This window comes from Nostoc sp. DSM 114159 (assembly GCF_053470285.1).
Genome location: NZ_JBPFEH010000001.1, coordinates 168,681 through 181,093 on the forward strand (window position 1 = coordinate 168,681; position 12,413 = coordinate 181,093).

A 12,413-nucleotide genomic window follows, 5' to 3' on the forward strand; every position below is an offset into this window, starting at 1 on the left:
ACTAAGATACTTTTGGTTGCTGCCATAGGATGAGTTTCAGTTCAGAGCAGTAGTAAGCCTCATCACTGATTTGGTGTTCGTGGTCAGCTATCCAATCATAAATTTGTGTTGCTTTTGCTAATGCCACTTTTTCTGAACGATAAAGCTGAGGAGTAGGACAGTAGGCTTGGCCATTGATGTGTATAGCTGCAATCTGCCAATAATCGCTCTCTGGTACAACTTCTAAAAACCCGTTACTGTAAGGCTGGATTATTCCTATGTTCATCTACAACCATCAAACTTTCTAATATTGGCCACAACAAAGCCGATACCAGCCATATTCAAGCGAGTCAAAGCTGGAATCACCAGGGAATGCGATCGCAACCCCTGCTAATGATTTTGGGTTCGTAGTCAATGGAAATCTGAATTATTGGTTACTTTTTTGGCTTGATTCCCTTATTGGCAATTGCGATCGCCTAAACTCAGATTGCCGCTGGATAGATGATAATCTGTAGAGCGAACCAGCAATTCGCAGTAGTCACTCAAAATAACCGCACAAAAGGAGTAAATTTCTCATGTCCCGTCTGCTAACAGCATTCCGGCAGCGATTCTTACGGAATGTCGCTTTTGCAATACTTTTAACTTTGATTAGTAGTTTAATACTTCCTGGGGCTACTTGGGCTGCTTCTAGCTTGGGAGTTGATAATGGTCATCTTAGTTCTTGTCCGGCTTCAAACAATTGTGTTGTTAGTCAAAACCCAGATGAAAAACACGCCATCGACCCGATTCCTTACCATGTAGACCGTAATGCAGCTAGAGAAATCTTACTAAAAGTTATCAGTGTTGTTCCGCGTACAGAAATTGTAGAACAAACAGATAATTACATCCACGCTCTTTCTAAAAGCCGTATCTTCCAATTTGTTGATGATGTAGAGTTTTATTTACCTCCTAATGAGTCAGTAATTCATCTGCGATCGGCTTCTCGCGTGGGAGAGTCCGATCTCGGTGTCAACCGCAGACGAGCCGAGCAAATTCGTCTGGCTCTACGCGATTTAAACATTTGATTTTGTCTCTATTTGTTCTCATTTAACTGATAGAAGTGCGATCGCAATACCATTACAAAATTTATACTTAGTGGAAAAATGTCAGACTATCTGCAATGATTGTGCTTTCCATACCTTAGTGGAAGAAGCGATCGCGTGCATTCATCCTGACGAATTTGGGGTTAATTGTTCTACCGTCATTTTCTGCAATTCATTTGAGCCATCACTGATCGTTGACAGTCCTTGCGTGACATACGGCAACGATGAAGAATAACGTCAATTGCAAAGGCGCAGCATTTCAACTTACGTCGCTATTCGCTATTTAATAAGTTATGGTAATATAAAAGGTCTTGGGCGATTAGCACAGTGGTAGCGCACATCCTTCACACGGATGGGGTCACTGGTTCAAATCCAGTATCGCCCACTTAATACTGTAGAACGACAAATTATTTGTCAAATGTACATTCGCAAATTAGTGTCACCCGAAAGCAGAATTATCTTTACACCCCAAAGTTGCAACGAGAGTTTACCAAATTAGGATTTTGTCTTCTTGACTTGACTGTTACAAAAGAAATGGAAGGCAAATTTCCTAATATTATAGCAAGGGACTGGGGACTAGGGACTGGGGACTGGGTGAAAAGCCTTTTTGTGTCTAAATTTTATCATCTGTTAATGTCCTAACCTTTTTGGCTGTTGCTATAAAAGGAACTTCAAAGCTCAAAATTTAGGAAGATGAGACGGAATTCAAAAAAAATTCTTTGATGAAGGTGCAATCTTTGACAAAATTCGAGCGAAAAAATCTGAGAATTTCGATTATTTAATCATCTTTTCTAAAGCGATTTGCAAATCTTTTGTCAAATCGCTCACAGCTTGTTTAGACGCTTGGCGATCGCCTTGACAATTTTTGAAGCGTTCTGTAACTGAAATTGGCTCCCCCACAGTGATTTGTGTCTGTCGCAAACCTAACCGAGGTCGCCCCGGAAGTGTTGTATCCTGAATTCGAGAAAGCATATCGAATACAAGCAAAGCTGTTTCTGCAAACCGATCCGCTGTAGGTTGTTCCTGAATATAAGTAGCTGTGACTGCAACAAAACTTTCCACTATCCGCATGTGTCGCATTCGCAAGTCGGCTTCTTCTGCAATCCAGTCTGCCAAACCGCGTTTGAAAGGTGCTAAAGCATTAATATCTGGCAAATCGTCTCGGTAAATGTAACTCCAGCCAGCTTCTTCCAAGCGGCGACAACGGTCAATAAAATTACCCTGCGCTTGAACTCCAAAATATTGCTCGGCAACTTGTAATGCCTTATCTAGTAGGCGATGGAGTCGGGCAATTAATACCTGATTAACACTCTTCAATTCATCAGTTGAAATGGTTTTGGGGATATCTTGATGATAGAAGCGACGATAAAACTCTTCCATCTCGGTAATCAGATATTCAGCCAACCGACAGAGGCGTTGATAATAAATCTCTTCGCTATTACCCGAATCAATTTCCAAAACTTTCAAGCCACTATCAGCTTCCAACTTACTCAACAACCAATCGAGTTTAGACCAAGGTGGCTCAACGTAACTATACTGGATGGCGATCGGTACAACGATCGCAGTCTCAGAACGGTTAGCTTTTTCTAAGTCTTCTACACACCAGAACGCCATTTGAGCAACACCAGGTTCTAAGGGGCTAACAATGCCACTATGACCATTAGTACCGCCTTCCGGTGCCACTGCGATCGGTAGCGCGCCATTAGCAAACAACTCCCGTGCATTTTGGATAGCTTGCCGATCTAGTCGCCTACCACGCCGAACCGGTACACCCCCCAGCAGAGAGAACAGCCAACCTAGCCACTTTCCAGCCCAAACTGTCATACCTCGATCATAAAGAAAATAGCTGTGAACCAGGGATTTTAATGTAATACCTTTTTGACGAGCAACTTGTGGCACAATCCGAGAAAGCAAATACAGCATACAGAGCGGATCTTCCACCTCTGGATGGCGAAATGCCAACAAAAAGCGAATTTTTCCAGCCTGAAATTGTTGATAGAGTTCAGCTAATACTTCAACATTTGTGGCTTCAATTTTGACAATCCCAGCTGGTAGCCAAGGACGAGTGCGAAATCGTAGTGCGATCGGCAGTAACCACCGAAAAATATGAAGTACCAGCGGATTCAGCCGTTGGGGAATAAATTTCAGTGGTGGTTGAGTAGACTGAATCGATCTAGGCAAGTCGCTCTCCAGATTATATTTCTAGCGATTGTACAACGTGGGGGTCTTGGTTTTGCGTAAACCTTGAGCTTTTGACGGTCAAGCTTTTTAATCGCTACCTTTGGCTCTTTTGGTTACTCAGCACTCCTAAACTTTTCAACCATAGACCCTAAGTATCGAATCAAAAATTAGTTTGGATGTTTAGGAAAGTTTCGGAGTAAATAGCCAAACACAGCTAAATTTAACACAAAAACTAATGTTTTAATCGGAGATATTCCTCGAATCAATTCATAAATCTCTGGTGGAATACTGATACCGACAAGTCCCAATACTAAGACATGTGCCCAACGCTTTTCGTACCATAAACCAACGGCTTCAATAGTGGTAACAATAGCATATATTCCGGTTCCGATGCCGCTAAATGCTAGAGTTCTAGGATTTAAGTTAATAACTTTCTTTAAAAGCCAATCAATCACGAGCGATTTACCTTCTAAAACATAATTTTCTGAAAGCGCCTCTAGAGTTTGATAATTTTTTAATGTCAATAATAAAGCGATCGAAGTAACCATAAGCAGCAAGGCGGTAAATGTTTTGTAGAGAACAATTGCCACTAACCCCAATGGACGCTTTTTCAAAGAACCCCCTAAGTATAGATAAGTCAACTTTTGAACGTCAAAATTACCTGAGTGCTGTCAAGTCAGAGTTCACCCCCCGATCCAGAGATTCTTCTAACTAAGTCCGGCTTTGAATCGGTGCAATGAAAGCAATACTATACTCCCCGTACCCCCTGCCTAACAAGGAAAAATAATCCCATTTTTTGAAAATGAATGGGGTTTTAATTGATTTGAATGTGCGTAGACTAGCAAAAACAGCAGGCATCACGCATTTCAATCAAAAATTTTCAATGGAGGTTAGCGGACTCGAACCGCTGACATCCTGCTTGCAAAGCAGGCGCTCTACCAACTGAGCTAAACCCCCATACTAAAATAGTAGATAACTTTGATTACCGTTGTTATTGTAACTTATATCGTTCTATTACCAAAGGGATGAAGCCAGAAAATATCCAAGTTATCGCAACATTGTATAAATTTGTTAAGCTGCCAGATTTTGCCGAGAAACGAGATACTCTGCTGTCTTACTGCCAAACGCAAGGTGTCAAGGGGACTATTTTGCTGGCACTTGAAGGGATTAACGGTACAATTGCTGGTTCGCGTCAGGCGATTGACTCAGTTCTCTGGTTTCTGCGTTCCGATCCTCGTTTAGCAGACTTAGAATCCAAAGAGTCCTATACCGAAACCCCACCTTTTGAGCGGATGAAGGTGCGGTTAAAGCAAGAAATTGTCACTTTGGGGTTGCCAGAAATTGACCCAAATGAACAAGTTGGTATCTATGTCAACCCTGAAGAATGGAATGATTTAATTTCCAATCCAGAAGTAACTGTGATTGACACCCGCAATGATTATGAGGTGAATATCGGTACTTTCCAAGGGGCAGAAAATCCCCAAACTGAATCATTCCGCGAATTTCCTGATTATGTGCGCCACCATCTTGACCCAATTAAACACAAAAAGGTTGCTCTTTTTTGTACAGGCGGCATTCGCTGTGAAAAAGCTTCATCCTTCATGCTTGCACAAGGCTTTGCAGAAGTCTATCATCTCAAGGGCGGCATTCTTAGGTATTTGCAAGAAGTTCCAGCACAAGAAAGTTTATGGGAAGGAGAATGTTTTGTGTTTGATGAGCGGGTAGCCGTTAGTCATAAATTGGAGAAAGGAAGTTATGAGTTGTGCCTCTGTTGTGGGCGCCCGATTTCAGAAGAAGATAAACTGTCTCCCAAATATGAGCAAGGTATCTCTTGTCCCTATTGTTTTGATAGCCTCACCGAGCAGAAAAGAGCGCGTCAGCAAGAAAAATGGCGCCATTACCAAACCCAAGTTGGCAACAAAAATCAGGATGTGAGTTGAAGAATAATTTATAACTCATGATTCAGAATTTAATGGCAAAATTACTGTAAATTTAGTACCAATTCCAACTTCACTTGTGACACTGATTTGACCCTGATGAGCATCAACGCATCTTTTAACAATTACTAACCCCAATCCAGTACCCTGAATTGATTTAACATTTGAGGCTCGGTAGAATGATTCAAACAGTCGAGCCTGGTCTGGTTCGGGAATACCCATACCTCGATCTTGAATGTAAAAAGTTGCTACTTTCTCAACTGGGTCGCATATTAAATCAAACTTAATCTTGCCACCTTGGGGAGAATATTTAACCGCATTTGAGAGAAGATTTGCAAATAGGTAATGTAAGAGTCCTTCATCCATGACAGCGGACGTATTCTCACTATGACACGTAAAAACAATTTCACAAGCGCTGCTTTTAACAATCAAAAAATCTTCGATTAACTCTTGACAAAATTGCTCTAGGTTAAGGGGAGCAGGGTTGAATATGAGTTTTTCTGCTTCTGCTCGACCCATAAACAACACTTCTTCCATGAGTTTTTCCATAGATTGGACAGCACCTTGAATTCGCTTTAAATAGATGCCTCTTTTTGTATCTGTCAAATTTGCTCCTTGCATTTCCATGAGTTCTACTGCGGTTTGAACAACAGTTAGGGGATTACGGAACTCATGAGATACAGTAGAGATAAATAGGGATTTGAGACGGTTAAGTTCTTGCTCCTTCTCTAATGCTTGCTCTAGCAATTTTGTTTGATGTCGTTCGCTAAGATCCCAAAAAACAACTACTACACCATTTATCTGGCCAGTTCCTCGCTTCAGTGGAGAAGCACTATCGCCAATGGGAACTCTTTTGCCATTTTTTGTAATCAGAGATGTGAATTCCCCTAAATAAACAGCCTGTTGCTCGCGCAGCACTTTTGTCACAGGGTTTTCTAATGTTGTTTCTGTCACTTCATCGACAATATGAAAAATTTTTGCTGCTTCATTTCCTAAAGCATCTTTTTGTTGCCACCCGGTCAGTGCTTCAGCTGCGGGATTCATGAATGTCATCTTTCCCTGTTCATTAGTAGCGATTACAGCATCACTCATTGAGTTTAAAAGGGTTGCTAACTGATCTCGATTCTCCCGCAGTTCGCGTTCTAACCGATGTTTTAACAAACCAATCTCGATCGCGATTTTTAAATCTTTTGTAGTAAATGGTTTAACGATGTATCCGAAAGGTTGGGTAATTTTGGCTCTTTCTAAAGTATGATCGTCCCCATAAGCGGTTAAATAAATTACAGGTACATCTAACTGTTCGCGAATCTGAATAGCGGTAGCAATACCGTCCATCTCACCTTTAAGAATAATATCCATTAATACTAGTTCTGGTTGAGTTTCCGATGCCTTGGCAATGGCAACTTTTCCAGATGAAGCTGTACCCGTAACAATGTATCCTAGTTGACTGAGTTGACTAGCAATAGTTCTAGCCACAATCACTTCATCTTCAACGACTAAAATCTTAGCTTGACCCATTTGATATTTACTGATGCAAAGTTAACTGCGTAAATTTTATTTTGAATACTGTTCCACGATCGCTCTCTAGAGTAATATCGCCTTCTAGTTGTTCTGTAACCAAGTCATGTACTAACGACAGACCCAAAGAATCAGTATTTCTCCAATCTAAATTATCTGGTAAACCAATCCCATTATCTCGGATAATCATCTCGATACTGTTGTCAATATTGTGTAAAGCAATACTGATTGTGCCTACTTGTTGATTGGGAAAAGCGTGTTTGAGGGCATTGGAGATTAATTCGTTAATCACCAATCCACAGGCAATAGCTTGATCGACATTCAAGCTTACTGAATCTATATCAGTTTCTAGAGAAATTTTACCAGGGGATATTTGATAGGAAATTAGTAAGCTAGCTGCTAAATTATTGATATAGTCAGCAACATCAATTTGTCCGATATTAGCGGAAGTATATAAATTTTTGTGAATTAGAGATATTGACTCAATTCGATTTTGACTTTCTCGAAGAACTTTGATTATTTCTGGATCTTTGAGTGTTTGAGACTGAAGTTGTAATAAACTGGAGACAATTTGCAAATTGTTTTTAACGCGATGATGAACTTCTTTTAAAAGAACTTCTTTTTCAGCTAAGGCTGTTTTTAACTTTATTTGCGCTTTTTGTCTTTGAACAAGTTCCATTTGAGCTTGCGCTAAGATGCTGGATTGTTGAATTGCGATCGCTAATTGGACTGTCACTTGATCGAGCAAATCTAATTGATTTTCTTCCCACTCTCGAAAACTAGAGCATTGGTGAGCAATCAGTAAACCCCAAATGTGAGAGCCAGGGTTTTGAGAGCTTACTTCTAGTAAAATCGGCACAACTAAATTTGCCTTCACCTCAAACTGTTCTAACAGGCGAATATGGCAATCAGTTAGTCCCGCTTCGTAAATATTAGCGATCGCTCGTTTGCGTCCCTGATAATATTCTACTCCTGAGCCTGTTTGAAAACACGTATCATGAATTTCTACACCCAAAGAAACCGTCCATCCAGGTTCCACTGATTCTGCCATAATTGTGCCGATCATTTCTGAGTCAAACTGATAGACTATTACTCGATCGACCCCAAGTAAATCTCGCACTTCTTGAACTGTTGCATTTAGAATATCTTGAAGATTTAAAGATTGACGAATCCGTTGAGCAACAGTTCGCATCAATTGCTCCCGCTCGGCTTGAGCTTTTAGAGCTAGTTCAGTTTGCTTACGTTCTGTGATATCTTGCCCAATACCAATAATTTGACCATTTGAAAGGTAAACATTAGTCCAAGAGGTATCCAGTAAACGACCATCGCGCACCTGAGTTTTAAAGTCACCCCAAATGCGTTGTGCAGACTGAATAAAATTAATTACATCCTGTCGATATTCAGGATTAGGATATAGCACTTCCAAGACATCACGAGTTTGGAAATCTTGAAATTTCCAACCGAGAATATTTTCCCATTCTTGGTTCACCCACTGGAGTTCACCATTGGTATCGATCAGGGCAATCATTAATGGTATGCTTTCAAAAATTATCCGCAAAAACTCATTTTGTTCTTGAAGTTTGGTTTCGGCATTTTTGCGGTCATTAATATCATTAAATACTGTTAAAATGGCTAATTCATTATTAAAAACTAAATATTGTAAAGAAGCGATCGCCCAAAAACGAGTTCCATCTGCTTTTTGTAATTGCAGTTCATAATTATGAATAAACCCTTGTTGATTAAGATTTGCTAACAACTCCTCTAAATCTGTTAAATTATGATATAAATCTACAATTGTTTTGCGATTAACTAAATACTCTGGAGAAAACTGAAATGTTTGAAGCAATTCTGTATTAGCGTATAAAACCAACCCATCAGACACACGCGAAATAATGAATGGAACAGGAATAGCTTCAGAAATAACTCGAAATCTAGCTTCACTTTGTTGAAGAGTTTTTTCTATTTGTTTGTGTTCTGTGATGTCTCGTATATGAACTAAGCGAGCCTTATAATTGCCATAGTCTATTGTCTGTGTGAAAATTTCAACATCAATAATCTGTCCGTCTTTTCGCTGATGTCGCCATCGTCCAGTAAAGTCCAAGCTAGAATGCTTTTGTCGTAAATATTCAAGTAAAAGAGGCACATCTTCTGAAGGGCGAACGTCAGTTATTCGCATTTGCAAGAACTCTTCTCGTGAGTAGCCGTAGTGAACAACAGCAGCTTCATTTACATCTAAGAATTGCAGATTATTCTGGTTATATACCCACATAGGATTGGGATTTTTAGAGAAAAGGAAATTAAAACTCCTTTGGCTTTCATTTTCAGAAAATAGCATTAGTGGTTTTGTGATAAAAGTTTTTATTATGTACTAAAATTTAATTATTTATTTTGAATCTAAAATGATTATTAATTTTTTTTGCAAAATTTGTTTTTTTCCGATCCAATCTTTTACTGATTCAGAATTTGATGTATAAGCTCTTTAATATTTAGGGATAAAAAATTGGTCTGTACTCAAAAAGACTTCCTACAGAAGTATATGTCGGTTCAATATTTATGCAAATCTTGCAGTGTGAAATATGTCTGATAGTTTACACTAAGAAAATATCACTTGCACATAAGAAAATATCACTTGCCCAGCTAGGAGGAAGATAAAATAGCCTGAAATGCCTACATACTAAAGAATGTGGCAATTTATGATAAAACAACAAATAGCATTTATTCTCAATAAGCATGATTTAATGATAAAGTTGCCTGAATTCTACGAAAAACGCCTAAAACAGGAACTTGGACTTGCCGAATATTTAATACTAAAAATCCTGAGTAATTTATTACAATCTATAAAAGAACTAATTAGGGATGCGTCAATTTATTATTGATAAGTGATGTCTATTCCCATATATTTATAAATTGTTAGGAAAAGTGGGTTAAAGCAATTTGTAATTCATATACATTAAAACAAAAAGCGCCCTCCGTAAAAGGAGAGCGCTTTTTGATTTAGCTAAACTTCAGAATTAACCGTTGATCGCAGGAGCAGTCAGAGCAACAGGAGCGGAATCACCAGCAGCCAAATCCAGAGGGAAGTTGTGAGCATTACGCTCGTGCATTACTTCCATACCCAGGTTAGCGCGGTTGATTACATCTGCCCAAGTTGAAATCACACGACCTTCAGAGTCAATGATTGATTGGTTGAAGTTGAAACCGTTCAAGTTGAACGCCATTGTGCTTACACCCAAGGCGGTGAACCAGATTCCGATTACAGGCCATGCTGCGAGGAAGAAGTGCAGGGAACGGCTGTTGTTGAAGGAAGCGTATTGGAAGATTAACCGACCGAAGTAGCCGTGAGCCGCAACGATGTTGTAGGTTTCTTCTTCTTGACCGAACTTGTAACCGTAGTTTTGAGATTCGGTTTCGGTTGTTTCACGAACCAAGGAAGAAGTTACAAGAGAACCGTGCATCGCACTAAACAAGCTGCCGCCGAATACACCTGCTACACCTAACTGGTGGAAGGGGTGCATCAAGATGTTGTGTTCTGCTTGGAAGACGATCATGAAGTTGAAGGTTCCGCTGATTCCCAAAGGCATACCATCAGAGAAAGAACCTTGTCCGATGGGGTATACCAAGAATACTGCACTTGCTGCTGCAACTGGTGCTGAGTAGGCGATCGCAATCCAAGGGCGCATTCCTAAGCGGTAGGATAGTTCCCATTCACGACCCATGTAGCAGAATACGCCAATCAGGAAGTGGAAGATTACCAACTGGTAAGGACCGCCGTTGTACAACCACTCATCAAGAGATGCTGCTTCCCAAATTGGGTAGAAGTGCAAACCGATGGCGTTGGAGGAAGGTACTACTGCACCGGAGATGATGTTGTTTCCGTAAATCAAGGAACCTGCTACTGGTTCGCGGATTCCATCGATGTCTACTGGAGGAGCAGCGATGAAGGCGATTACGAAGCAAGCGGTGGCGGCTAGTAAGGTGGGTATCATGACTACGCCGAACCAACCGATGTAGATCCGATTGTTGGTGCTGGTGATCCATTCGCAGAATCGATCCCATACATTGGCGCTTGAGCGCTGTTGTAAGGTTGCTGTCATGGTTTTATGATTGCGGTTGTTTATGAATCAGGCAACTTTGTCTTTGCCTGTGAAATTACTTTACACTGCTTTACAAAATTTAATCAAGTTTTATTACTACAGTAAATCTGATATGAGTTATCAGGTTTGCTTATTTAAAACCAAACAACGAGGCAAGAATACGCCAAAGTCATCTTTATATATAGCAGTGCGCAGTTGAGTGAGATACAAAAACTTTGCTGAAATGATTTGACAGTAAGAACTTTGGTGTTCTCATTCAATCAATAACCGCTATATGACATTACATATCTGGTTATATGGCTCTATGTTTACGATTGCTCAACGGAAGTAACCCTCTGTTCGCATAGCCTTTCGTAGAAAAGGGAACAAAAAATTCTGATGGTCAGAAGCACTTTGATTTGTAAAGACTGGCTCCTCTATTACACTAAGAGACTTCTAACAAATAAATTATCCAATCTTGTAGGGTGGACATCTTGTCCGCCCAAGGCTTAGAGCGCTCGTGTCGCCATTGGTGTCAACTTAACGTGAGAGCCAGCCTAGAGCAAGCTTTGAGATATTGTCTCGTTTTTCTGCTCCGACTGGGAGTGCTGTCAAGGAGGCTTTGCCTCTCTTGCTGGCGGCAGCAGCCCAATTGAAGTGCATTTCCAGCCAGAGGCTGGAAACGAGGTTCTAAAGAAGTTTCAGCTTAAGTTGACACCAATGGCGAGACGCTCACCCCACAAAAAGTAGTTGAGTATTTTTTTATTTGGAGTTTCCCAATGAAAAATGACTACAAGTATTATTTGCTTACTTCTTTGGGAATAATAAGTTTGTATATTACCGCTATTCTAAAAAATTAACCCTCAGCTTACCACTGAGGGCTTTTTTTGTTTGGCAAAATGGCATATCTGTAAACTAGAGGGTTGCTATGGTATTTGAGTAGGATACATTCCATGCGAAAAGTACTGACTTGCATTACCCCTGGTTAATTAGCCAGGGGTTTTTATTTCTATTTAAAATGAGAGCGATCGCTCTTAGATATTCTGCTGAAAAATTTATTTTTAACGATTTTGAGTAAATAATTTTAGCATTCCCTGGCTTTTGGGAATTAATTAGCGATCGCGATTTTTCTTGAACCAGGAAATTGACAATAAATATAAGCTTATATTAAGTGGAAAAATCAAGTACAACGAATTAACGATGACAGACGCTAAAAATGTAATCGATGGAAACCTAGAGGTTTGCTGTACTTCTCCCGTGACTGGGTTTTACCGCGACGGCTTTTGTCGTACAGGTGGTCAAGATTTCGGATCGCACGTTGTATGTGCCCAAGTGACATCAGAATTCCTAGAGTTTACCAAATCACAAGGGAACGATCTCAGCACACCTGTTCCTGACTTTAATTTTCCTGGATTGAAACCTGGCGATCGCTGGTGTTTGTGTGCTTCTCGCTGGCAAGAAGCTCTAGAAGCTGGCGTTGCTCCACCCGTAATACTTTCAGCAACCCATGCTAGAGCTTTAGAAGTGGTTTCTCTAGACGAACTGAAAAAACATGCTCTAAGTTCGTCTTGATTGGGCATTGGGCAGAGGGGCAGAGGGGCAGAGGGGCAGAGGGGAAAGACTTACTGCAACTTCTTTGTTGC

At 40.3% G+C, this 12,413-nt stretch carries 10 protein-coding genes and 2 tRNA genes; 5 read left to right on the top strand and 7 right to left on the bottom strand.

The window, feature by feature from the left end:
* Position 1: 1 nt before the first annotated feature.
* Entirely contained in the window at positions 2-265 is a 264-nt protein-coding gene (locus ACR5KR_RS00670) for a hypothetical protein (protein WP_322674816.1), read from the bottom strand.
* Positions 266-554: 289 nt separating this feature from the next.
* On the opposite strand from ACR5KR_RS00670, the gene ACR5KR_RS00675 reads away from it, so the two are divergent.
* From ACR5KR_RS00675 to ACR5KR_RS00685, 3 genes are all read left to right on the top strand, one after another.
* Positions 555-1,043, top strand: a complete 489-nt coding sequence (locus tag ACR5KR_RS00675; protein ID WP_448265076.1) for a DUF1499 domain-containing protein — start codon at positions 555-557, stop codon at positions 1,041-1,043.
* 70 nt (positions 1,044-1,113) lie between these two features.
* Positions 1,114-1,296: a hypothetical protein gene (locus ACR5KR_RS00680; RefSeq protein WP_448265077.1), complete on the top strand. Its 183-nt coding sequence runs from the start codon at positions 1,114-1,116 to the stop codon at positions 1,294-1,296.
* Between the two features lie 78 nt (positions 1,297-1,374).
* A tRNA-Val gene (locus tag ACR5KR_RS00685) sits at positions 1,375-1,446 on the top strand.
* A gap of 389 nt (positions 1,447-1,835) precedes the next feature.
* Here ACR5KR_RS00685 and ACR5KR_RS00690 read toward each other — a convergent pair.
* The 3 genes from ACR5KR_RS00690 to ACR5KR_RS00700 all read right to left on the bottom strand — a co-directional run bounded on the left by ACR5KR_RS00690 (position 1,836) and on the right by ACR5KR_RS00700 (position 4,199).
* On the bottom strand, positions 1,836-3,242 hold the full coding sequence (locus tag ACR5KR_RS00690) for a lysophospholipid acyltransferase family protein (protein ID WP_445628207.1): 1,407 nt from the start codon (positions 3,240-3,242) through the stop codon (positions 1,836-1,838).
* Between the two features lie 167 nt (positions 3,243-3,409).
* A complete protein-coding gene (locus tag ACR5KR_RS00695) occupies positions 3,410-3,856 on the bottom strand; it encodes a DUF2127 domain-containing protein (RefSeq protein ID WP_448265078.1) in 447 nt (148 codons plus the stop codon).
* A 270-nt stretch (positions 3,857-4,126) separates the two neighbouring features.
* Positions 4,127-4,199, bottom strand: a tRNA-Ala gene (locus ACR5KR_RS00700).
* 68 nt (positions 4,200-4,267) lie between these two features.
* Here ACR5KR_RS00700 and trhO point away from each other — a divergent pair.
* Positions 4,268-5,182 carry an oxygen-dependent tRNA uridine(34) hydroxylase TrhO gene (gene trhO, locus ACR5KR_RS00705; RefSeq protein ID WP_448265080.1) on the top strand — a complete coding sequence of 305 codons (915 nt, stop codon included), beginning with the start codon at positions 4,268-4,270 and terminating at the stop codon, positions 5,180-5,182.
* 15 nt (positions 5,183-5,197) lie between these two features.
* Here trhO and ACR5KR_RS00710 read toward each other — a convergent pair whose 3' ends face one another.
* From ACR5KR_RS00710 to psbA, 3 genes are all read right to left on the bottom strand, one after another.
* On the bottom strand, positions 5,198-6,697 hold the full coding sequence (locus ACR5KR_RS00710) for an ATP-binding protein (protein WP_445628204.1): 1,500 nt from the start codon (positions 6,695-6,697) through the stop codon (positions 5,198-5,200).
* Between the two features lie 7 nt (positions 6,698-6,704).
* Positions 6,705-9,032, bottom strand: a complete 2,328-nt coding sequence (locus ACR5KR_RS00715; protein WP_448265081.1) for a PAS domain S-box protein — start codon at positions 9,030-9,032, stop codon at positions 6,705-6,707.
* A gap of 676 nt (positions 9,033-9,708) precedes the next feature.
* The gene (gene psbA / locus ACR5KR_RS00720) at positions 9,709-10,791 is read right to left on the bottom strand and encodes a photosystem II q(b) protein (RefSeq protein WP_448265082.1); all 1,083 of its coding nucleotides are present in this window, start codon (positions 10,789-10,791) and stop codon (positions 9,709-9,711) included.
* A gap of 1,179 nt (positions 10,792-11,970) precedes the next feature.
* Between psbA and ACR5KR_RS00725 the strand changes: the two genes are divergently transcribed.
* A complete protein-coding gene (locus tag ACR5KR_RS00725) occupies positions 11,971-12,342 on the top strand; it encodes a DUF2237 family protein (protein ID WP_322666773.1) in 372 nt (123 codons plus the stop codon).
* Positions 12,343-12,413: the final 71 nt, after the last annotated feature.